Source organism: Cuniculiplasma divulgatum (genome assembly GCA_031200235.1).
Classification (GTDB): domain Archaea; phylum Thermoplasmatota; class Thermoplasmata; order Thermoplasmatales; family Thermoplasmataceae; genus UBA509.
In genome coordinates this window covers 442,010-462,496 of the sequence record CP133595.1, presented here as the reverse complement: position 1 = coordinate 462,496, position 20,487 = coordinate 442,010, and the positions used below count along the sequence as shown (strand labels likewise).

Annotated in this window: 25 protein-coding genes and 2 tRNA genes; 11 read left to right on the top strand and 16 right to left on the bottom strand. The window is 47.0% G+C overall.

Annotation, left to right across the window (positions count from 1 at the left end):
• Window positions 1-92 precede the first annotated feature (92 nt).
• Window positions 93-482, top strand: a complete 390-nt coding sequence (locus RE469_02500; protein ID WMT45076.1) for a transposase — start codon at window positions 93-95, stop codon at window positions 480-482.
• A gap of 3 nt (window positions 483-485) precedes the next feature.
• On the top strand, window positions 486-1,295 hold the full coding sequence (locus RE469_02495) for a transposase (protein WMT45669.1): 810 nt from the start codon (window positions 486-488) through the stop codon (window positions 1,293-1,295).
• A gap of 21 nt (window positions 1,296-1,316) precedes the next feature.
• On the opposite strand, the gene RE469_02490 is transcribed toward RE469_02495, so the two are convergent.
• From RE469_02490 to RE469_02475, 4 genes are all read right to left on the bottom strand, one after another.
• The gene (locus tag RE469_02490; protein ID WMT45075.1) at window positions 1,317-1,808 is read right to left on the bottom strand and encodes a PIN domain-containing protein; all 492 of its coding nucleotides are present in this window, start codon (window positions 1,806-1,808) and stop codon (window positions 1,317-1,319) included.
• Window positions 1,805-2,068 carry a hypothetical protein gene (locus RE469_02485; protein ID WMT45074.1) on the bottom strand — a complete coding sequence of 88 codons (264 nt, stop codon included), beginning with the start codon at window positions 2,066-2,068 and terminating at the stop codon, window positions 1,805-1,807. Before RE469_02485 ends, RE469_02490 begins: the two co-directional genes overlap by 4 nt.
• 286 nt (window positions 2,069-2,354) lie before the next feature.
• Entirely contained in the window at window positions 2,355-2,756 is a 402-nt protein-coding gene (locus RE469_02480; GenBank protein ID WMT45073.1) for a type II toxin-antitoxin system VapC family toxin, read from the bottom strand.
• Window positions 2,753-2,968 carry an antitoxin VapB family protein gene (locus RE469_02475; GenBank protein WMT45072.1) on the bottom strand — a complete coding sequence of 72 codons (216 nt, stop codon included), beginning with the start codon at window positions 2,966-2,968 and terminating at the stop codon, window positions 2,753-2,755. Before RE469_02475 ends, RE469_02480 begins: the two co-directional genes overlap by 4 nt.
• 276 nt (window positions 2,969-3,244) lie before the next feature.
• Between RE469_02475 and RE469_02470 the strand changes: the two genes are divergently transcribed.
• Window positions 3,245-3,550, top strand: coding sequence for a hypothetical protein (locus tag RE469_02470; GenBank protein ID WMT45071.1), 306 nt, complete (start codon window positions 3,245-3,247; stop codon window positions 3,548-3,550).
• Window positions 3,551-3,768: 218 nt separating this feature from the next.
• Here the strand turns inward: RE469_02470 and RE469_02465 are convergent.
• Together RE469_02465 and RE469_02460 are read right to left on the bottom strand one after the other, a co-directional pair.
• A tRNA-Thr gene (locus RE469_02465) sits at window positions 3,769-3,841 on the bottom strand.
• A 76-nt stretch (window positions 3,842-3,917) separates the two neighbouring features.
• A complete protein-coding gene (locus RE469_02460) occupies window positions 3,918-4,952 on the bottom strand; it encodes an NAD(P)/FAD-dependent oxidoreductase (GenBank protein ID WMT45070.1) in 1,035 nt (344 codons plus the stop codon).
• 197 nt (window positions 4,953-5,149) lie between these two features.
• On the opposite strand from RE469_02460, the gene RE469_02455 reads away from it, so the two are divergent.
• Entirely contained in the window at window positions 5,150-6,121 is a 972-nt protein-coding gene (locus RE469_02455; protein WMT45069.1) for an alcohol dehydrogenase catalytic domain-containing protein, read from the top strand.
• 50 nt (window positions 6,122-6,171) lie between these two features.
• On the opposite strand, the gene RE469_02450 is transcribed toward RE469_02455, so the two are convergent.
• The 4 genes from RE469_02450 to RE469_02435 all read right to left on the bottom strand — a co-directional run bounded on the left by RE469_02450 (window position 6,172) and on the right by RE469_02435 (window position 9,462).
• Window positions 6,172-6,669 (bottom strand): GNAT family N-acetyltransferase, encoded by a 498-nt coding sequence (locus RE469_02450; GenBank protein WMT45068.1) that lies wholly within the window; start codon window positions 6,667-6,669, stop codon window positions 6,172-6,174.
• A 120-nt stretch (window positions 6,670-6,789) separates the two neighbouring features.
• The gene (locus RE469_02445; protein WMT45067.1) at window positions 6,790-7,155 is read right to left on the bottom strand and encodes a diguanylate cyclase; all 366 of its coding nucleotides are present in this window, start codon (window positions 7,153-7,155) and stop codon (window positions 6,790-6,792) included.
• A gap of 56 nt (window positions 7,156-7,211) precedes the next feature.
• The gene (locus tag RE469_02440; GenBank protein WMT45066.1) at window positions 7,212-8,216 is read right to left on the bottom strand and encodes a YrhK family protein; all 1,005 of its coding nucleotides are present in this window, start codon (window positions 8,214-8,216) and stop codon (window positions 7,212-7,214) included.
• Between the two features lie 82 nt (window positions 8,217-8,298).
• Complete coding sequence (locus RE469_02435) at window positions 8,299-9,462, bottom strand: MFS transporter (protein ID WMT45065.1); 1,164 nt, start codon at window positions 9,460-9,462, stop codon at window positions 8,299-8,301.
• A gap of 132 nt (window positions 9,463-9,594) precedes the next feature.
• Between RE469_02435 and RE469_02430 the strand changes: the two genes are divergently transcribed.
• From RE469_02430 to RE469_02420, 3 genes are read left to right on the top strand one after another with little or no spacing between them, the layout of a single operon-like run.
• Window positions 9,595-10,209, top strand: a complete 615-nt coding sequence (locus RE469_02430) for a hypothetical protein (protein WMT45064.1) — start codon at window positions 9,595-9,597, stop codon at window positions 10,207-10,209.
• Window positions 10,206-11,306, top strand: a complete 1,101-nt coding sequence (locus RE469_02425; GenBank protein ID WMT45063.1) for an OB-fold nucleic acid binding domain-containing protein — start codon at window positions 10,206-10,208, stop codon at window positions 11,304-11,306. The genes RE469_02430 and RE469_02425 overlap by 4 nt, the downstream gene beginning before the upstream one ends.
• Window positions 11,306-12,121 (top strand): OB-fold nucleic acid binding domain-containing protein, encoded by an 816-nt coding sequence (locus RE469_02420; protein ID WMT45062.1) that lies wholly within the window; start codon window positions 11,306-11,308, stop codon window positions 12,119-12,121. Before RE469_02425 ends, RE469_02420 begins: the two co-directional genes overlap by 1 nt.
• Window positions 12,122-12,131: 10 nt before the next feature.
• On the opposite strand, the gene RE469_02415 is transcribed toward RE469_02420, so the two are convergent.
• The 3 genes from RE469_02415 to gcvPA are packed head-to-tail and all read right to left on the bottom strand — an operon-like array spanning window position 12,132 to window position 15,695.
• Window positions 12,132-12,917: a hypothetical protein gene (locus RE469_02415; protein ID WMT45061.1), complete on the bottom strand. Its 786-nt coding sequence runs from the start codon at window positions 12,915-12,917 to the stop codon at window positions 12,132-12,134.
• Window positions 12,907-14,358, bottom strand: coding sequence for an aminomethyl-transferring glycine dehydrogenase subunit GcvPB (gene gcvPB / locus RE469_02410; protein WMT45060.1), 1,452 nt, complete (start codon window positions 14,356-14,358; stop codon window positions 12,907-12,909). Before gcvPB ends, RE469_02415 begins: the two co-directional genes overlap by 11 nt.
• Window positions 14,358-15,695: an aminomethyl-transferring glycine dehydrogenase subunit GcvPA gene (gene gcvPA, locus RE469_02405; GenBank protein WMT45059.1), complete on the bottom strand. Its 1,338-nt coding sequence runs from the start codon at window positions 15,693-15,695 to the stop codon at window positions 14,358-14,360. Before gcvPA ends, gcvPB begins: the two co-directional genes overlap by 1 nt.
• A gap of 103 nt (window positions 15,696-15,798) precedes the next feature.
• Between gcvPA and RE469_02400 the strand changes: the two genes are divergently transcribed.
• The 4 genes from RE469_02400 (at window position 15,799) to RE469_02385 (ending at window position 17,657) form a co-directional block, all read left to right on the top strand.
• Window positions 15,799-16,782 carry a diphosphomevalonate decarboxylase gene (locus tag RE469_02400; GenBank protein WMT45058.1) on the top strand — a complete coding sequence of 328 codons (984 nt, stop codon included), beginning with the start codon at window positions 15,799-15,801 and terminating at the stop codon, window positions 16,780-16,782.
• 76 nt (window positions 16,783-16,858) lie between these two features.
• Window positions 16,859-17,023, top strand: a complete 165-nt coding sequence (locus tag RE469_02395; GenBank protein ID WMT45057.1) for a preprotein translocase subunit Sec61beta — start codon at window positions 16,859-16,861, stop codon at window positions 17,021-17,023.
• A 111-nt stretch (window positions 17,024-17,134) separates the two neighbouring features.
• The gene (locus RE469_02390) at window positions 17,135-17,470 is read left to right on the top strand and encodes a Rieske (2Fe-2S) protein (protein WMT45056.1); all 336 of its coding nucleotides are present in this window, start codon (window positions 17,135-17,137) and stop codon (window positions 17,468-17,470) included.
• Window positions 17,471-17,582: 112 nt separating this feature from the next.
• Window positions 17,583-17,657, top strand: a tRNA-Glu gene (locus tag RE469_02385).
• Window positions 17,658-17,906: 249 nt separating this feature from the next.
• Here RE469_02385 and RE469_02380 read toward each other — a convergent pair.
• From RE469_02380 to RE469_02370, 3 genes are all read right to left on the bottom strand, one after another.
• Window positions 17,907-18,110, bottom strand: a complete 204-nt coding sequence (locus RE469_02380; protein WMT45055.1) for a hypothetical protein — start codon at window positions 18,108-18,110, stop codon at window positions 17,907-17,909.
• Window position 18,111: 1 nt separating this feature from the next.
• Entirely contained in the window at window positions 18,112-19,299 is a 1,188-nt protein-coding gene (locus tag RE469_02375; GenBank protein WMT45054.1) for an ArsA family ATPase, read from the bottom strand.
• A gap of 83 nt (window positions 19,300-19,382) precedes the next feature.
• Window positions 19,383-20,375, bottom strand: a complete 993-nt coding sequence (locus RE469_02370; GenBank protein WMT45053.1) for a trypsin-like serine protease — start codon at window positions 20,373-20,375, stop codon at window positions 19,383-19,385.
• Window positions 20,376-20,487 lie beyond the last annotated feature (112 nt).

Sequence of the window (20,487 nt, the reverse complement as noted above, 5' to 3'; positions counted from 1 at the left end):
ACTGTGGTCACCATCATACTTTCTGGCAACATCGGGCCAGGTAACTCTCCCTGTGTTGATGAAGTACGTGGAATCACAGGAGGAAAAGAGGATTGAAAGCGTATAAGTTCAGGCTGTACCCATCTGCGGATCAGGAAGAAAAACTCAATGAACAGGTGAAACTCTGCAGGGAACTGTACAATTCATTACTGCTGGAAAGGAGATACGCTTACAGGGGATCAAAGAAAACCCTCACATACAACCATCAGCAGAATGAGATACCTGAACTGAAGAATACTTTTGATGAATACCGGAACATACATTCACAGGTATTGCAGGATGTTGCCAGAAGAGTTGATCGTGCATACCAGAACTTCTATGGAAGAATAAGGGAGAAGAAGCAGGGTGTCAAGCAGAAGGCAGGTTTCCCGAGACTGAAAGGTAAGGGAAGATACAGGTCACTGACATACCCGCAATCCCGCTTCACTCTCATGGAGAACTGACATCTGAGGCTTTCAAAGATCGGGACAATAAGAAAGTTCATGCACCGTGAGATTGAAGGTGAGACCAGAACACTCAACATCTCACATGACGGATCAGGGAAATGGTATGCACCATTCTCCGTGAAGCAGGAGAGTGTTACCATTCAGCCAGAGAAGACTGGCAACAGCATCGGCATTGATGCCGGCCTCCTGCATCTGGCAACAATGAGTGACGGAACTGTGGTTGATCCTCCAAAATTTCTGAAGAAGGGAGAGAAAAGGATCAAAAAGGCACAGAGGAACCTGTCACACAAGAAGAAGGGATCAAACAACCAAGAGAAGGCAAAGATCAGCCTCTCAAAGCAGCATCAAAAGGTGAAGAACCAGAGAGAGGATTTTGCACACAAGCTGTCAAATCAGATGGTGCAAAACAATGATCTCATCGTTTTCGAGGATCTGAACATAACAGGAATGATGAAGAATCATCATTTAGCAAAAAGCATAGCTGATGCTTCATGGAATAAACTGGTACAATACACTACATACAAGACTGAGAGTGCCGGTAAGGAAGTAGTACTTGTGGATCCACGAAGCACATCAAGAGAATGTTCAAACTGTGGATACAGGGAGCAGGAACTGAAACTCTCAACGAGAGTCTTCAGATGTGATCATTGCGGTTTTGAAATCGACAGGGATCTCAATGCTGCAATCAACATCCACAATCGGGCATTAGAGAAAGTAGGGAGGGGCACTCCCGAAGTTACGCCTGTGGAGATCAGGGCACTACCCGAAAGGGCAACTCAGATCGCAGAAGCAGGAAGCCCCGTCCCATAGGGCGGGGAGGATGTCACTGAATCATGCGAAATACATTACTTTGATTCCTGCGGCACTGTATATCTCTGATTTGTAAATTTCGAATTCCCTGTCTCTAGTTATCAATTCAATATCCGCTTTTGTTGACTCCATCATTGCGTGTGCGTAAGAGAGATGAAGTAAATCCAGTGTCCTCATTGGAATATCTCTTGAGAGTTCAACGGCGAACGACATGATGTTTCCGTAATTCCCAATAGGCATTTCAACCTGAATTTGTTGAACCGGAAGAAACAGAAGATCAAACTTCTTGAGAATATATAGAATCATGGCGTAAGAACTGGATGCCCTGTCTCCAGAAAGTTCATCCATGAGAGTCACAAAATTCTTATTTCTTGACAGAACTGAGCTTAGTTCAGTGATCACTAGCTCTGAAACTACCTTTTCCTGCTTCTGGAGGACTTCGTTCGAACTAATGGAGGATGGATCCGCCGGATCAAGGGCAGAGACAATTACACTAGTGTCAATATATTTCAATTGAATCTGTCCCTATTAACCAGAAGGTCTTTGAGGCTCCCTGACAATTCGATGGGTGATCTTCCAGTAGTTTTCTCCATGGACTTAAGTCTCTCAACTTTCTCGGAGACCTCTGGAAATTTCGCAGCAGCAATTATTCCTGCGGATAAAATATACCTGAGAGCATCACTCTTTGTCCTGAAAAGACCTGATCTGAGCATTTGATTAACTAACTTAGAGGTCTCTTCATCAATTCTGATCTGGATCGTCTCTTTGGTCATTACAATTACGTAATTGTAATGTTGTTTATTAACTATTTCGGTTCCATGTACTTCACTGCTGGCGGACTCGAACTGTGGTTAAACATAACAAGATCATGGCATTCTATGAAAAAAGCCATGAGAAGGAAGCCGCTGGACGCATTTGAACCCCCGACGTGCTGATTACGAATTACAAACATATGCGTTTTTAGAGAAAAGAAATTGATTTATTTGCAAATTTTCTATTTCCTGAAAGGTTCAGATTCAGGATTTAGTGATAATATATCAAGCTACTCCAGTTGAAGTTTCATATGATTATCATGTCAAGGTCGGTTACCTTTGCAATCTGTATAAAATCTCGATCAAGTGTAGCTATCTTATCTGTTCCTGTTTCGATCGCAATGCCAGCTATCAGGGTATCAAGTGCATTAATTGGAAGACCAAGCTTAAACAGACTTCCCATTATGCGAGATGCCTCTTCGGCAGAATTCTGATCAAGTGGAAATACAATAGATCGTCTGAGAAAAGCCCTAATATTCCTTTCCTCACCTTTCATTCCCTTATGATATACTGGGGTAAGTAGTTCATATTGGGAAATTACTGTAGTGTATACACTCTCTCGATTACTCTCTATTTCCTCCACAATAGACCTGGTTTTCACTCCACCTTTTAGGAAATCTATTATGGCGGAAGTGTCGAAAATAATCATACTCTAATCTTGGCTCCATTTCTAATTGCCTTTAAGTCGGTCTCAATGAGGTCAAGTGCCTCGGATTCAGATAATGAACTCCAAAGAGGCAAGAGACTTACATTCCTTTTCAATAACCCTTCTATTGCATCACTAAAGCTCTCGTCTGGCCCTTTTACCTCTTTCAATTTTTTGTATACGTCTTCTCTGAGTGCAATGTTTTTAGTAGACATATGTATATACACATACATATCTACATTTTATAAATATTTGCTCCCTTCTCCGTGATTTGAATCGACATTGATTTCATCTCTTTTGTAACTAGGATAAAGTGCTTCATTGGTTTATAATGTGTTTAAAAGCTGAGATTCCAATTGTGGATAAGGGATACTGCCGTGTCACAGAGGTTGAGCAGATACAACATCACAGTAATAACGTTCATCGGTGACCATAATGCGTAATTTGTCCTTTCAGGATATCGTAGGAGGAATGCTGTAGAAACGCTATTCATGTCATCCAGGACATTCACTGGAGGAGAACCGTTGAGGATTCACGGCATGGAGGCATTGAGAGGGGAGATGTTCGTGAATCTCATTGCAATTGCCATCAGGTTCAGGATTCTGGAATACATGAGATCATCAGGCCTGCTGAAGAAATACTCCATTGAGAAGATGCTACTGGAACTACACAAGCTCAGGAAGGTAATATTGAATGGCGGAAAGGAGATCACAACAGAGATAACCAGGAAGCAGAAGGAAATTCTGGAATCACTTGGCATCAAGCCGGAACATGTGCCTACTTTTCTGAAGAGTTGAGGTTGAAAAGGTCTCGCTTAAACATGTGTTTTTGCGAAAACTTCAGTATAATCAGGTAGGAGAAAATAGAAAATATATGATACAGGATATGCGGAAAATTATTGAAACTAAAGGAAAAATACATTATCAAGTAGGTGAAAATTTACAGGAAAGTAAAAATTTCAAACACAACAAAAATAACCCATTCAATATGTCAAAAACTCAGTATTATGTAAGCAAGCCGCTGGAGGGATTTGAACCCCCGACCTGCTGATTACGAATCAGCTGCTCTACCTGCTGAGCTACAGCGGCACGATGGGATAATAGACAGATGAATTTTAAATCTATGCGAAGGATTGCCCACAGTCTTTCAGGAGATGAGTTATGATCATAACCCGCCAAAAACCTGCTTCTTGACAGACTTCGGCATCAACTTTGCCAGGGTTATGTACCTGTTTACTGATTTTGCGCCATTCTTATGTATTCTCCTGTGCAGTACATGGTGTTTCATCAGCCATGGTTTTATCTCGCTGTCCCAGGTTGCCTGGTACCTGCTTATATCTCCCGCAGCTACGGCCTCTCCCGCAGCTTTTCCGGACCAGAAGGCTCCCTGGAGGCCTCCGGCAGTTGTGTTGAGGACCGCATTCACCATATCGCCAGTATAAAGCCTGTTCTGTGAAACAACTGAGTCAGCAGGTCTGGATAGGGGAATCTGATGAGCCATGGTGTGGAGCATCCTTCCCCTGATCTCCGGAAACTTTTCAGTGAACCTGTCAAGGACAGCTTTGGGTTGCTGTGAATTTACGGGGTAGAAGCAGACCCCCACCTTTCTCGTATCATCGGTATTTGCGAAGTCCCAGAAATATCCACCAGGTGCCATATCACTGAACCAGAGTATCATCTGGAAATCATCTCTCCTGGGCAGCTCCCTTATTTCCTCATAGGCTACAAGTACGTTATTCCGGTCCAGCTTCTTTCCGAAAGCTGACTGGGGACCTGCAGCCATGATTATGCTTTCTGCAGTTATGCTGCCGCTATCCGTTGTGACGGTATTGCCGTCGATTGATTTCACCAGTGTGTGCAACTTAATATTGAGCTTACCTGCGAATTCATCTGAAAGATATTTCTCATACCTTGTAAAATCATAAACAAGTCCCACCGGTCTGTCAAACTTCAGGGGAATGTGTCTTCCAAGGTCGGTCCTGAAGTCCATGGCCATTATTTCAGAGGCCACGATGGAACTGCTGGTGGGCATTCCTATTCTATTGACCCATTCAAGCGATACAGCTCCAGTTGATCTCACGGGAAGTCCAATTTCTTCCTTCCTGTCAAGAATTATATAACTCTTTCCGGCTCTCTCAAGTGAAGCACCGGCAGAGAGGCCTGCAGTTCCTGCTCCAACTATAACTGCATCGTAATCCATTTTATTCCTTGGAGGTCATTCATATATGTATTTTAACCTTCTGTAGATGGTATTGGCCTGCTTTGTGATGACTGTTGCTTCAGTAATATGGCCACGGCAAGGTTTCCTAATTCTCATTGTATGATTCTGAAATATCACTGGTCATTCCAAGATTCACGGGTAAAAAACGTTTAAGTCAGATGACCGAATGTTTATGTATGAAGGCAATGGTTCTCTCGAAGCAGGAAAAGATAGAAAAGAAACCGCTCAAGTACACAAGTGTGGAGAGCGAGGAGATTGTAAATGGGCAGATTCTTGTCAAGGTGCTGGCAAATGGGGTATGTCACAGTGATCTGCACATAGTTGAGGGTGATTTTCCACTTCCCGCGAGTCTCTTTCCGCTCATTCCCGGGCATGAGATCGTTGGAGAGGTTGTGGAATCCAAGAGCGGGATCGAGAAGGGCACGAGGGTCGGTATCGGCTGGTTCTACAATGCGTGCGGCAAATGCGATCAGTGCATATCTGGCCACGAAAATCTCTGCCCGAACGCCCTGGTTTCCGGCATAAACGTGAAAGGCGGGTATGCGGAATATGCGGTTCTGGACGCCAACTATGTGACTCCTATCCCGGACAGCATAGGGAATATTGAGGCAGCACCACTCTTCTGCGCAGGGATAACGGCATATTCAGCAGTCAGGAAGATTAACCCGTCCGTGAATGACAGGATAGCGGTTTTTGGAGTAGGAGGTCTTGCATTTTACGCTATCCAGATGATAGAGGCAATGGGAGCCAAGGCAGTGGCGGTGACAAGGTCCCATGCGAAAGTGGCCGAAGAAGCAGGAGCATCTGAAATAGTTGAAAAGCCCTCGGGCCTGTATGATGGCTCAATAGTGTTTGCTCCAAGCTCATCCCTTGTTAACGATGCCGTATCATCCGTCCGCAGCGGAAAGACAGTAGTGATTCCGGCAGTGATGGACAAGATCGAGGTACCATTCTCCAGCTTTACCTGGGAGAAGAACATAACCAGCGTCGCCAGCGGACTCAGGAAGGAAACAAGGGCAGTTCTGAACATGGCAGCCGGATCAGGCCTGAAATCCATGGTTCACAGGAGAGGGCTTTCTGAAGCGAATGAAGTTCTCTCGGAACTGAAGAATGGGCGTATAATGGGCAGGGCAGTCCTGGTACCATAATATCAGGCCGCCGACACTATTGCAATAATCAAAGAAAACCTCTAAAATTTCTATTCCTGACTGACAATCTTTTTCATGTACACAACTTTTCCCCAGAAATCATCGTATTCCTCTTTTCCCGTGCTGGAGTATCCCAGTGAGGAATAATAATCAGTAAGGTCCTCAACAGCTTCAATAACTATTTCAGAGCAACCCAGCGGCTTTGTTATATAATCCTCAACAATACGAATCATTTCAGCACCAACGCCTGAATTATGCATTCCTTGAAGCTGGTTCCTAGAAAGCATCTCCACCACAATGCTCCGGGGATTGTTTTTGTCAGGGACGAACCTTAATACCACGATTCCCGTGAGAACATTTCCATTCCCCTCCACCACGAGAACCAGGGTATCAGGCTCAGTGCTCCATTCATAAAAATATTTCATGCTGTATGCCCTCATCTTGCTATCCCTTGTGAAGAAAGGTTTTCCCACATCATCCCTGCGCATTAATCTCACTCCGGCAGGGAATCTGAGGGAAATATTATCGTTGATACGGATCACTGGCATACACAGGCCATAACGGCTCCAGTACACTTAATTGTTCTCATAGCAGCAAGATTTTGCAGTGCAGGCCATATATGGTTGCATACCTGTTTCTAAACTGCCTGAGATGCAGAGCTGATATTCTCAATGCATACGGTTATCGTGGCCGTGTCCATGCTCATGGGTCGGGCCATCCATTTTCGGGAGTTTTCCGTCCACAAGTGCTTTGATTGCCGTATCAACGTGCATTCCTGCTCCAGAATAGAGGACTGCCTTACCCTTTGTAAAATTGAATGCCGGCGATCCAGCTTCAGCTACCACAATGGCGGTTGCCCCTTTCTCCATTGCTGACTTCAGCATCCAGATGCCCCTGGTGGTGGTCGCCGTAAGCGCAGGATTCTGGTACTCCTCAACAACCCTCGGCGCAGGCTCTGTCTCATAAATCTGGACTGTCTGCCCTTCTCCCGGACCCTCAACAATCAGATTGGTTTCAACAACTGCTACCTTCATGTCACAGTCATCACATCTGAGTACATTAAGCCCGCCACTCATATGCAGGGAAGTATTCATTCATTTGCACGCATTAATTCCGAAACCCTTCTTCTGCTCTTTTTCCTGCTACGCCTCAGATGAAACTGCATCACTATCTGGATCAGTGACCTTGCCACCAGCTGCGAGCTGCCTGTGATGAAAAGGTAGACTCCAAGCACATCATTTGCTCCGGCAAAGACATTATTTGGGAAAAACTCGATACTGCCTATTACAAACTCAAGCCCAAGTGAAAGATCGTTGGCAATGCCGAGCCAGTAATAGAATCTCTTGAGTCTTATGGATTCATTATGCCTTATACTTCGCTCAAGGAATGCCTGGCGTATTCGCTCATCCCTGTACAGGAGTTCATTCTGGGTGGCCAGTACTGGTAGAATGCCACTGGATATTGAGGAAAGAAGCTCATCAAGTGAATTCTCATCCATGGATGCGATTATTGTCTCCATAATGCCATGAAATGAACCGGAATCCTCATCCCTGAGAACCTTGATTATGCTCAGGAACCAGTCCATTGAAAGCAACTGGCCCATGCTGCCAGGGTTGGTTGATCTCAAGGCAGCCTTCTGCTGGATTGCCCATCTGTTAACAGCCTCCGCCTGCAGAAAAAAATCTGAAGTCATGACAGCGTAGGCACAATTTTCAGAGGTGATCCTGAGCATGGTGCCATGGGTTTCAATAATGGTCTCAAGGAGAGCAACAGAAAACCTGTAACGTGCCATGAAAAGGATGAGGAAATTTCTGGCAAGATCGTCTCCAGTTATTATATTCAGCATGCCGGAGATCATCTTTTCCAGTTTTTCTGGCTCAGGATTGAAATTGAAGACACCAAGGGGCCGAAACGGGACTTCAGGTTCCGCATCTGAAATTATGCCTGCTGTTTTTATGGATTCCATTATGCTTACCTCCGGCAACCCCAGAACCTTTGACGCAAAGGCTGTGAAACCTTTATTTGTCAATCCTGTGGGGACCTTTGAATCATCCACTATCCTGCACAGGTATCCCAGTTCATCGCTGACTTCCATCAATGCTCAAGTGAAGCATCGCATTTCTTAATTTGCGTCTCATCCGGAATGTTCGCTTCCGCCCTGTGCCGGAGGATTTGATTCAGGCAAGTGCAATCCGCGTATTCCTTCCAAGCCCTGCGAGAAAGACCAGCGTTGAGATTGAGAACAGTCCGAGGAACAGCCAGGCATATGTGTATGACCCAGCCGAGCCCTGGACTATGATGCCGAATATAAGCGGGATTACAGATCCTATACCAATCTGAATTGAATTGATCAGACCTATATTCAGTGACATGTACCTGCTGGATTTTTCAATGGAGGCAACAATTGCGTATTCCAGTGATATTATGACCGTGGCAATAACGCCCACCTCAACAACAATCGCCCAGTATTCCGCATGGCCGGCAGTTCCCAGGAGTGCAACAGAAATTCCGACTGCTATTACCAGAAGGATGGAGAGTTTTATGGGGTTATACCGCCTGAACATTCCTGCAACGGTGCCCCCAACAACACCCGCCATGGGAACAAGCCCCCCCATTGCCCCTGCCGCAAATGAACCAATTCCCACAGATGACGCAAATGCCTTGAAATATTCAGGCAGGGTGTAATTCAGTGACCAGAGCCCCACAAGGCCAATGCCTATGATCCAGATCTGCCTGTTCATCAGCCTTTTCCTCAGGCCTGAGAAGTCAAACTCCGGGTATACGCCAGCCTCTCTGATGAGGACGTTCAGCAGGATTGCAGATGCAAGTTCCAGGGAACCGGATATGAGGAAATCGTACCTCCACCCAAGCAATGACACAACGGGCGTGAATGCTATGATCCCGATGCCTGCTCCAAGGTTGAAAGATGCATTGTAGTATCCTATGACGGATGTCAGGCTGCCGGTTGCAAGATCATTCAGCAGGGCAATGGCAGTGCTGAAGAACATGGCAGCCCCCACGCCTACGGCAAATCTGAGTGCAAGAAGCACTTCAAATGAAGGCGAAATTGCCGTGAGTATGGCGGCGACTGACATCAGGTAGAGCCCCATGAGCGCCGTTTTCCTTGCGCCAATCCTTGATGCCACTATGCCGGCGGGAACCTGGAAAATTCCAGCTCCAACAAGAAAAAGTGACAGGGAGAGGGATGTTTCGGCAAGTGATATTCCGTAGGCATGGCCTATGGGCACCAGAGCCGGAGAAACGTTGTACCAGTTTACGGAATAGAATAGCCGGGCTGTCAGGATAGCGCCTATTCCAGTCCTGTTGCCGGTGGATGACATGCTTCGTTCCCGTATTTGCTGATGGTATTAATGATCAGCTGGAACAGGCCTGACATTTTGCCGCGAACTCCATTGGGGCAACTCAATAAAAGTTGTGAAAAATAATATATGAATAGGAGCTATGTTTGTCCAATGACATCAGTGGATAAGGGGCAGGTAATACAGTGGCTTGCCGGCGGAGATGAAACCTCAACAAATCTTGTTGACATTCCATGGAAAGTGAGGGACCTCGATAAACTCCTGGTCCTTGAAAGCGACAAGGTGCCATTTTCACTGTTCCTCTCATTCGAGGAGAAGACAGTTAAGATATTCTTCCGGACAGGCATCGAGACTGCTGTGCTGGAGAACCAGCCGAGGCTTGCCATATACAGGACCCTGCTTCTCCTGAACAGGCAGATTGACCTTGTCAAGTTCATGCTTGACGGAATGAATGAAGAAGTGGTATCCCGTGTTGATCTTGAGCTGGAGGGCCTGACCAAGGCTGAACTCAATGAAGGACTGAACACGCTGCTTTCATCCATATACCTGATGATACGGGCGCTCAAGCTTGAGGAGCAGTTTCAGGCTGAGGTCACCCAGCGCATGGTCATGATGGTGCAGGACATGATAAACCAGGGGAAGAGCAGGGATGATATAGAGAATTACCTGGTGGCAAAGGTTGGTCTGAGTAAGGAAGATGCTGAAATACTTCTCAACAAGCTAATCGGGCAGTCAGCAAGCAAGGATCACAGTGGAATGTACGCATGAGCGATCAGGTTAAGAGATTGAAAATATCCGAACTGACTCCCGGCACACAGAATGCGAACATCCTGGCTAGCATTGTATCTCTGCAGCGGAAAGAACTGAAGAATGAACGTGGCGAATCCGTGTATTATTATGGGATACTTGGGGATGATACCGGAACTATATCATTCACTGCGTGGATATTCCCGCAAACTGTCAGGATAGGCGACGTCGTGGAGATAAAGAAAGCGTCCGTCAGGGAATACAAAGGAATAAACAGGGTCTACATAGACGCCGGCTCAGAGGTCATAATGCATCCGGGTGAAACCATGGATGTAAGGAGGAGTTATTCCCAGTTGAAGATAAAGGACCTTTCCACTGCACAGCCATACGTAACGGTTGAAGGCCGCGTTTCCAATGTAAGGGAAAAGGAACTGGAGCGTGATGGGAAGAAGACAATGATGTATTACGGCGATCTTGACGACGATACGGGAAAAATCCGGATATCGTCATTTGAGAAGCCACTGAAGGAAGGGGTCTTCATCAGGATGGAGGGTGCAAAGGTTTCTGAATACAACGGCCGGCTTCGTATCACAGTGGGAAGCAGGACTGATATCACCGAAATAAAGCCATCATTCCAGGTTGGGGAGAGGCTCTACGACATACATGATATAAACACCCCTCTTGGCGGGGTTACGGTAAACGGCTTCATTGTGAGCCTGGGCCCAAAGAGCGGCCTTGTGATGAGATGCTCAGTTTGCAATAACAGGCTCGACGACATCCACTGCCCGGACCATCCAGAAGCTCCGGTGGTGTATGATCTGTTCGCATACTTCACGCTTGATGACGGCACAGGAAGCATACAGTGCACCGGCGGAAAAACTGCACTGCTGAGCCATCTGGGCTTCACCCAGGAGGAATATGCACCTGAAAATAATAAAATATCACGCAGGCTTGTGTCATCCAGGCTCCAGGAGAAACTCCTGGGCAGGGCAGTGGTCATAGAGGGTGATGTCACCAGGAATCAGTCTGGAACATCAGTGCGCATATCGTCGCTGAATTATATGGACACAGATTTCATGAAGAAACTGGAGGCAAGAATGGGGGCTGATTTCCAGTGATGGCAAGAAAGCGTGAATTCACCAACTGGATCTTCGGCAGGGAACTGAGGGATTCCAGGGAGCTCGAGGAAAGGCCCGACGAAGAAAGGGCAAAGCCCTACGTCATAACACCGCTCGGAACCAGGATCAGAAGGGTCCTTTTCTGCGGGCTGGTATCGCAGAAGAACGCCGATGAATCAATGACACGTGTTACAGTGACCGATGGGACAGGTAACTTCTATATCTCTGCATTTAACAGCGAATTCGGGATGCAGGCGAAGGCCATGGTTGACGCTCTGGAGATAAATGACCAGGTTCTTGTCATGGGGAGGGTCAGTACCTACCAGAATGAAGGCAAGACCTATTTCAATATCAACCCTGAAATAGCCGTAAAGGTGGACAGCGTCTCAATGGATTACTGGCGCATGAAGACTCTGCATATCGCAAGGAGAAAGATCTATGCCATAAGAATGGCCAGAAACAGGCCGGGATCAACGGTTGCGGATGTCAGGGCCGCCGGCTACTCCGATCTTGAGGCAGAATCCGCCATGAAGGCCATGGAAAAGTATCCGGATTATGATCTGCAGGATTTCGAATCCGCCATTGCAGCCCAGATTCAGCCTGCTGCAAAGGAAGAGCATAAATCCTCAAAGGATTTCATACTGCAATACATAAGGGCGAACGACACGGATGGCAGGGGATGCAGGTATGAGGACCTGCTGGCGGCATCGCAGAATGCGTCAATATCACAGAATGAACTTGATGATCTGCTGAATTCCCTTGGATCAGACGGCGAGATATTCGAGGTCTCGCTGAAACGCTACAAGGTAATCTGAATCACCGGTTTCAGTAAAATATATTTTTTCCGTATTTTTCCTCAATCCCCGCTCCTCGCTCAAGGGTGTATGCGGAGTTCTTCCTGTCATAATCTGTCACCGAATAGCCGGCAGCAAAAAGTTCCTGAAACTTCATTCTGGTTGCAAGCCGGATTTCAAGTGCCACCTCATGGCTGTTTCTCTTCATCTCCACATAATTCTCGGGAATGTGGAATCCTATGACATCGGCATAGGGCCCATTCCGGAATTCTCCTGGCTTTTCGGCACTGTTTATGCAATATTCAGGTTTTCTGGCAGGGAAACGATCCTTCAGTATCCACCATTCTGTCACAAACCGGTCTGTTGGAATTCCGAAATTGAGGGCATCTTCCATTTCGCCGTAAAAATTCATGAGATATGCCCGGCATATTGTTCCGAGCTTGTATACGTTGAAATTTGCATTGAGGGACATAAGCGGATCGTAAGTCCACGCAATGAGATCGTACCCGTTCCTGATTGCCCATTCCTTCTGCCGGAGTTTCAGGGCTTCCCCAACGCCAGAGTATTTCCTTTCCGAAACCACACCGGTCATATGGGAATACAGGTATGTCTTTCCGTTCTTCATGCCGGCAAAGCTGAAGTGCATGCCCACAACCCTGCCCTCCTCTCTGGCAAGCAAAACAAGCCCGCCATGGAAGCGCATGGCTGCCAGTATGTCCTTCACAAGCTGCTCAATGTTGTCCATGCCCCAGGCTGACCGGATAACAGGGATAGCCTGCCGTATATGATCCGGATCATGTACAACTTCAATTTCCATAGGTGCTGCCATCCCACCTTACCTTCATGTCCCTTGCTGCCTTCACCTCATCAGGCCTGCTGACTGGCAGGTTCACGGGGTGGTTCTTCAATTCTTCAGGGGAGAGTTTCGAACTCTCTATGAGGGCGTCCACAAACCTGTCCAGATCCTGCTTTGATACGGTTTCTGTGGGTTCAATCATCATTGCCTCATGAACGATGAGCGGGAAATAGATTGTTGGGGCATGCACACCCTGATCTATGAGATACTTGGCTGCATCAAGAGCCCTGATGCCGGTATTCTCAGTGGATATCACAACCTCATGCTTCTTCAGCGTCTTGTAGGGAATGCTGAACCTGCCCTCAAGCCTTTTCCTTATGTAGTTTGTGTTGAGGACAGCATTCACTGTGTTTCTCCTGAGGCCATCCGATCCGTGGTACGTGATGTAAGCCCATGCCCTGAGAAGTACCATGAATGATCCCGTGTATGACGATACCTTCCCGATGGTGTGTTTTGCACCGTAGTCAAGGAAGTACCTGTCACCTTCCTTACCTACTACAGGAACAGGCAGGAAGTCCTTCAGGCGTGATTTAACCCCAACGGGACCGGCACCAGGTCCTCCGCTTCCGTGCGGGGTTGCAAAGGTCTTGTGGAGGTTGAAGTGGACGATGTCGAATCCCATTATGCCCGGTGATGTGACCCCCAGGATTCCATTGAAATTTGCGCCATCGTAGTAAAGCAGGGCACCGGCATCGTGAACCATCTTTGCTATCTCCTCAATGTGGTCTTCAAAGATTCCAAGGGTGTTGGGATTTGTAATCATGAATGCTGCGGTATGTTCAGATAGGGCAGCCTTCAGGGCATCAAGATTCACGGTACCGTTCTCTGAGGACGGTATCTCTATGACGTTGAAACCTGCCATTGCAGCAGAGGCCGGGTTGGTTCCATGAGCAGAATCAGGAATGAGGACGTCTGTTCTGCTGTCAAGCTCCCCCTTCACCTCAAAATATTTCCTGGTGATCAGTATCCCGGTGTACTCTCCCTGTGCCCCGGCCAGAGGCTGGAGCGTAACGGCATCCATGTCGGAGATGGCCTTGAGGTATTCCTGGAGCTCATAGAGTATCCTGAGCTCGCCCTGTGTTTCAGATTGAAGCTGCAGCGGATGCATCTCCGAGAACTGCCTGGATGAGGCTATGGCGTCTGCATACTTTGGATTGAACTTCATTGTGCATGACCCCAGTGGATAAATTCCAAGATCCACGCTGTAGTTCATCTGGGAAAGCCTTGTGTAGTGCCGCACAACATCATATTCCGAGACTTCGGGAAGATTCAACTCCTTTCTCAGCAGGTTTTCCGGAAGATCAATCTTCTGTTTTCCCTCAAGGCCCGGAAGCTTGTAGGTTGTTCCGGATCTGTACTCAAAGATCAGGGGTTCGTCGTACACTGCCTCGTGGTATGCCATCAGAACACCTCCAGTGCTTCTGCCAGCTTTGCAATTGCCCCGTCGGTGGTCTTCTCTGTAGTGGAGAAGAATGCACCGTTTCTTACATCTGATGCCGCCCCGCTGGATAACCTTGATAGTGCAAGGCCTCCATTGATGCCCCTGGTGGAAAGAAACTCCTGAAGGCCATTCACGTCTTTCCGGAATGACACCAGCACATCTGAGAAGGGTTTTCCGGTGAGCTGCTGCTTTTCAGCTATCTTCAGTCCGCCAAGTTTCTCTTTCAGCTTCCTGGAGTTAATGTATGTTGTCTCCGCAATTTTCCTGAGTCCCGAAGGGCCAACAGTTCCAAGGTACACAGTTGCGGCAATGGCCATGAGGGCCTGGTTTGTGCATATGTTGCTCGTTGCTTTTTCCCTCCTTATATGCTGTTCCCTTGTCTGCAGGGTCATAACGTAAGCCCTTTTCCCATTGCTGTCCACCGTTTCACCTATAATCCGGCCCGGTGACTTTCTCACATAATCTTTCCTGAAACTGAGAATTCCAAGTGTGGGCCCTCCGAAATTCATGTGAATTCCAAGCTGCTGGCCCTCTGCAGCCACTATATCCGCACCGTAATCGCCCGGCGGAGCCAGCATTCCAAGGGATACCGGGTCAACGTACGCTATTATGAGTGCATTTTTCCTGATCTGCTGTATTTTCGGGACGTTCTCGTCAATTATGCCCAGGGCATTTGGCATCTCCACAACTATGGCAGACGTATCATCAGTGATCTTGGACTGGATATCCTCAATGTTGATGAAACCGCTTTTGCTGTCCACTGAGTACCTTACAAGCCTCACCGGGAGACCATAAAGGTAGCTTTCGATTACCTTCAGCTTATCATCGTATATGTTTGCCGGTATGAGGATATCTCTTTTCTCATTGATTCTGTGTGCCATCCTGACAGCCTCTCCCAGTGTTGAGAAGCCATCATACATTGAAGAGTTTGATATGTCCATGCCAGTGAGTTCTGCCATGTAGGTCTGGTATTCAAACAGGGACTGTAATGCGCCCTGTGACATCTCTGCCTGATATGGGGTGTATGCTGTCAGGAACTCGCTTCTGCCAATTATTGAATCCACAGTGGAAGGAACAACGCGGTCATAGATTCCATTCCCCAGGAAGTTTATCATGTCAGGACCCCTATTTAATCCGCCTGTGGACAGGGCCATTGAAATCACCTCATACTCTGATATTCCCGGGCTGATCTTGAGATCGGTCTTCCTGAATTTCTTTGGTATATCAGAAAAAAGTTCCATCTCATCAGAAATGCCAACAAATTCCGCAATTTCCTGCTTTTCCGAATTTGACTGCATAGAATCGCTCATAGATTGTATGGAACTCTATTTAGTTTCGCTAATCACTGCAATGGAGGTGTTGTGGGCAAAATTCTTAATAATGATTCCACTGACATGGAGGTTGACATCAGAAATATCTTCCTTAACCGCAGAATCTGTTGCTTATCCCACCATCGGTGTAATACTGCTTGGAGGCATAAGCGATCGCACACGCAGAAATCCGCTCCACACCTCTGCAGGGTTTGCGTATACAGGTCTTGATTATGACATAGACGTGCACACCAGAATTTATGCCACAAAAGGACAGCCGTCGGGATCAATTAACGGAGAGCCAGTCAGGTTCAGCCAGTCCAACAGATCGCCATTCCATGTCCTGAACAAATATTCGCCGCTTATCTTCAGGAAGTTTGGAATCACGGATGATGAAATCTCTCTATCATTCAGTTCCACAAACAGAAAAATCCTCAGCGGAAGTTCAGATGCCGGTGCAGCAGCCATAGGGGCAGGCATCCAGAGTCTGTCCGGGGGGACAGTATCGCATAAAGACCTTGAATCCGATCTCAGGGCAATTTCCGAAAGTGCTGCCAGAAGCCTTTACGGTGGCCTTTCAGTGACCTGGGTCAATGGAGGGGAAATAAGCACCGAAAGAATTCTGGATCCAGAGGCATTTAATAACTACGTTATTGTGGGCTGCAGGTTCAATGTGCCAAGGAACCCATCTGACAGGATTCATGAGAATGTTGTACACAGCCCTGATTACAGCAGGAGGATAGAATCCACCCGGGAAAAAGGAAAAGTCCTGGTAAAACTTGCTGAAGACAGGGACATCGAGGGCATATTTGAGCTGGCGCATCATGACACAGATGAGTACCATGCCCTCATAGAAAGCGTCGGCGTTCATGTAATAACCGAAAGGATGCGGGCATTGATGACGTGGGTCAATGAGATGCGGAAAGAAAACTGGCTCACATATATTGTGACAGGCGGAAGCAATGTTTTTGTGACCGTGAGAAAGAAGGATCTGGCAAACGTACTGCCGCTGATTTCTGGAAAATGTGATGAGATAGACCTCCTGAAGGTTTCTGGAGAGGCTCACACCATCTAATTCATGAATGGGGCATTCTGATTAAGCTGACCGTCGATCGCAAAGACTATTTATCGGAAATGCGATCTCAGGTCACATGGCAGACAAGAAATCCGAAGGATTCCAGTCTGGAGCAGGTTTAATCAGATACTTTGATGAAGAGGAAATTAAGGGTCCTGCTCTTGATCCCAAGCTCATAATATACATAGGCATTGCCATGGCCGTGATTGTGGAGCTTGCAAAGGTTTTCTGGCCAATATGATTCAAGATTTTCCACTTGTTTCTTTTCAGTCAGTAAGTAATTTTCCTTTAAAGAGCTGAGAATGCAACGCTTGGCTTGAAAAATTTATATGACGCCGGATAATGAACGCCTATGGTATGGAAAAGAATTGTTTCGACCAAAGCCCTGGATAATGCAGGCGGCCATTTTTCAGTCAGCGTCGGCGGCAACACTATTTTTGTGGCCAGGGGAAAAGACGGCTATCACGCAATGGATGCCGTATGCTCTCATGCAAAATGCATACTTGGCGTTTACAATGCAGATGATCTCACAGTACGATGCCCATGCCATAATGCGAAGTTTGACCTGAGCACCGGGCATATGCTGGAACCTCCGTTTGTTGCTCCCAATGCTCCCAAGGATAAACTTGGCCTGAGATTATTCAAGATCAGGGACAATGAGGGTTTTCTTGAGGTAGAGGTAGAATAACAAAATTAATCCTGTAAAACCCGCATTTTTATTTGCTCGGCCTTTCTGATATTAACTGCCAGGCTAACCTGCAACAAAAAGAAATAAATGATCAGACACGATTAGGCTTGAAGCTCCGGTGGTGTAGCACGGCCAAGCATAAGGGACTCTCAATCCCTCGACTCGGGTCCAAATCCCGGCCGGAGCATCGTTCCACTTACCTGCTTTATAGTGAAAACCATGGAATGGAAAATGTAAATGCACTGATGTGAATTCATCCTGCAGCCTAATTTAATGTTGTTGACAGAATAAATCTAAAATTTCCAGCCTGAGGCGCGTTCAATTCACTTCCTATGGCATAGTGAATGGATCTTTGCATCTGCCCTGGCACGCAATGATGAGGATCCGCCTCAATGCTTCTGCTGACCATATTCCAGGCAGGATGTTGCAATGGAATTCATTTGATTTCCATTTTCTTTACCTTTGGCTTCTCAGGTTCGCTGGATTTCCCAGACACAACCTGCCTGCCAATTTTCGCAACATCTCCGGCTACATCCATCGCATCTTTAAGGGTCCTCTGGGCAAGCTCCAAAAGCCCCTTTGGAACCCTGACCCTTATTTCCAGAACAAAATCCTTCGAGTCATCTTCCTGTGCTGTCATTTCACTTCAGGTCTATAAGAAGGTAACCGTTATTAAACTCTGCCGCCGTGGGGTTTTTGTTTGCCAGTGTCTGCGGAAGATAGAAAACCCTCCTCCAGTTATCAAGCTCAATGACAAGCTCCCCTCCCTTGTTATAGAGGTTCAGCCTTTCCTTGGTGGCAAATGGCAGTCTTATGCGAGCCGTAACGAAGTTATCATGCTTATCATAGCTTATTGGGATGCTGTGTGCAAAAACTTCCAGTGGATCCTGATTGCCATAAAGATCATTCCCCATTTCAGAAAGGCGTTCCATTCCTGTTGGTTCATCCTTTGAAAGATACAGCTTGAAAATATGGAGATCCTGGAATGAATTGTCAATTTCCGCCATTATCTCCTCCTGCGACTTTCTCCAGTTCTGGAAGAAGTCACCCGTGTTGGATCTGAATATCTTGTTGACTATGACTGCATCAACAGGATAACCGTACAGAAGAAGATATGTGTATGCCCTCCGGGTCTCATTCATGGACATCCTGTCTGGAGTGCACACCAGCCTGATTGATGTTACGCTCTCATCTGTAAGAATTCCCCTGACTTCCCTGAGGCTCTCATACAGGCCCTCCATGCTCTTGAAAATGGAATCGTCCGGAAGCGGTATGCTGGAGAAAGGCTTCATTATGGGCCTGACAATCCTTGCAGTGGTCCTGCTTATGGGGAAGAGCTTCTCCATATACCATGACATTGCTTCCGGGAATGATAATAGCTTCAGCGACTCTCCGGTTGGAGCACTATCCATGACGATCACGTCATATTTCCCCTCTTTCATGTAGTCATTGACATAAAGAAGCTCCGAAGCCTCATCAAATCCCGGTAATGTGGCAATCTCTTCAGAAGAAATCGGGTCCAAGCCCTGCGAACTGAACAGCCCTGTCAGGTACCCCTTGAGATTCTCCCAGTGGTCGTTTATGGCCTCTATGACGCTGATCTCCTGGGCGTGCAGGTTGTGTGTGATCTCCGTAACAGCGGCCCCTATCTGTACCCCGAAAGCATCAGAAAGGCTGTGTGCCGGATCCGTTGATATTATGAGAGTCCTCTTTCCTCTGGAGGCCAGTAGCATTGCAGTGGAAGCCGCCACGCTGGTCTTTCCAACGCCCCCCTTTCCCGTGAAAAGTATTATTCTTGTTTTTCCAGTTTTCTTTTCGACCTTTGCCATCTTAATTCCTCTTTGTTAATTGTATAATGCGTTACTGCTCTTAACCATGGTACCGTTCCAAGCCGGTAGTGGTGTGAATAACATCACATCTCATCTTCAAAGGGCTCAAAGCATTCAGGGGGAACAAAGCCAAACCTTTCAAGCAGGACCGTGCCCCTGGAACATACAGCCATCCCATGGATTGCAAGCTCAACCATTCCTGTAACAGCATTCCTGTTATCCATCACCAGTGATCCCTCGTCCCCAGGCTCCGCGAAATTGCCCGCCTCGCCCATCACGATGAAATGATCATTAATATAGTAAAGCCTGCCGTCCTGAATGCGTTTCATCCTGACATCAGTGCAGAGTATTTTCCCTTCAGTGAATCCGGTGGTTCTCCCGCTTTTCCTGACGCTCATTCCTATGTGTGGTTCGCTGGCCTCACTGGGCACTCCTATATTCTTGACGCGGGGAGTTGTAAGTATTTCCGGGTCTATTTCGGCTATGGCGGCATCCAGATCGTTGGAGGAGTTGGGGGCCATCCTGGAGATCACCACGAGCCTGCCCAGGATCACTCCTCTTCTTGGGGAATCCGGCCTGGAAGGGTGAACAACCTTATCCCCTATCATTGCCCCTGCAGGCGCGAGAACTGATGCAGTTGAAACAACATATTTCCTTTCTCCCATCCTGAGTACCCCGCCCAGTGTCCCGGTAGTGGAGGCATTCAGATGGCCGATGGATGTCCCGCCCATTATGAATTTGTCAGGTATTGCCGGTATCATTTCAGGTTCCATCTGATTCGGGATCTCTATGACAATGGGATATATGCTGAATCCAAGCTGGGCAGCACTGAATTCATCCTTCAGGTACTGAAGCATTCCCGGATCGTCAACGAAAACGTACCAGAAAAACTCGGGTTTCTCAAATCCAAGGCCGAACCCAACGAAAGAATCGATCTCGCTATTCAATCTGCCCAGAAGATCCTTGGCCCTGGTTATCTGTTCATTGGCACAGTTTATATCACAGTCATTTCCAGCAATCCTGAAGACATATCCGGATATCTCCTTCCCACAATACCAGCAGTCACTCAACATCATATGCAGGGCACTCTACAAATAAATATTTCCTTGTTTTTTCATGTTAATTCTTAATGTATGGCGGCGATTGAATACGCAAATATTCACATGCTATAATATTTAGAAGAACAAT

Coding starts and splice junctions, on each gene's coding strand:
- RE469_02485 (WMT45074.1), bottom strand. CDS start 2,068: ATGACCAAAGAGACGATCCAGATCAGAATTGATGAAGAGACCTCTAAG.
- RE469_02480 (WMT45073.1), bottom strand. CDS start 2,756: ATGATTATTTTCGACACTTCCGCCATAATAGATTTCCTAAAAGGTGGA.
- RE469_02475 (WMT45072.1), bottom strand. CDS start 2,968: ATGTCTACTAAAAACATTGCACTCAGAGAAGACGTATACAAAAAATTG.
- RE469_02470 (WMT45071.1), top strand. CDS start 3,245: ATGTCATCCAGGACATTCACTGGAGGAGAACCGTTGAGGATTCACGGC.
- RE469_02460 (WMT45070.1), bottom strand. CDS start 4,952: ATGGATTACGATGCAGTTATAGTTGGAGCAGGAACTGCAGGCCTCTCT.
- RE469_02455 (WMT45069.1), top strand. CDS start 5,150: ATGAAGGCAATGGTTCTCTCGAAGCAGGAAAAGATAGAAAAGAAACCG.
- RE469_02450 (WMT45068.1), bottom strand. CDS start 6,669: ATGCCAGTGATCCGTATCAACGATAATATTTCCCTCAGATTCCCTGCC.
- RE469_02445 (WMT45067.1), bottom strand. CDS start 7,155: ATGAAGGTAGCAGTTGTTGAAACCAATCTGATTGTTGAGGGTCCGGGA.
- RE469_02440 (WMT45066.1), bottom strand. CDS start 8,216: ATGGAAGTCAGCGATGAACTGGGATACCTGTGCAGGATAGTGGATGAT.
- RE469_02435 (WMT45065.1), bottom strand. CDS start 9,462: ATGTCATCCACCGGCAACAGGACTGGAATAGGCGCTATCCTGACAGCC.
- RE469_02430 (WMT45064.1), top strand. CDS start 9,595: ATGACATCAGTGGATAAGGGGCAGGTAATACAGTGGCTTGCCGGCGGA.
- RE469_02425 (WMT45063.1), top strand. CDS start 10,206: ATGAGCGATCAGGTTAAGAGATTGAAAATATCCGAACTGACTCCCGGC.
- RE469_02420 (WMT45062.1), top strand. CDS start 11,306: ATGGCAAGAAAGCGTGAATTCACCAACTGGATCTTCGGCAGGGAACTG.
- RE469_02415 (WMT45061.1), bottom strand. CDS start 12,917: ATGGAAATTGAAGTTGTACATGATCCGGATCATATACGGCAGGCTATC.
- gcvPB (WMT45060.1), bottom strand. CDS start 14,358: ATGGCATACCACGAGGCAGTGTACGACGAACCCCTGATCTTTGAGTAC.
- gcvPA (WMT45059.1), bottom strand. CDS start 15,695: ATGCAGTCAAATTCGGAAAAGCAGGAAATTGCGGAATTTGTTGGCATT.
- RE469_02395 (WMT45057.1), top strand. CDS start 16,859: ATGGCAGACAAGAAATCCGAAGGATTCCAGTCTGGAGCAGGTTTAATC.
- RE469_02390 (WMT45056.1), top strand. CDS start 17,135: ATGGTATGGAAAAGAATTGTTTCGACCAAAGCCCTGGATAATGCAGGC.
- RE469_02380 (WMT45055.1), bottom strand. CDS start 18,110: ATGACAGCACAGGAAGATGACTCGAAGGATTTTGTTCTGGAAATAAGG.
- RE469_02375 (WMT45054.1), bottom strand. CDS start 19,299: ATGGCAAAGGTCGAAAAGAAAACTGGAAAAACAAGAATAATACTTTTC.
- RE469_02370 (WMT45053.1), bottom strand. CDS start 20,375: ATGATGTTGAGTGACTGCTGGTATTGTGGGAAGGAGATATCCGGATAT.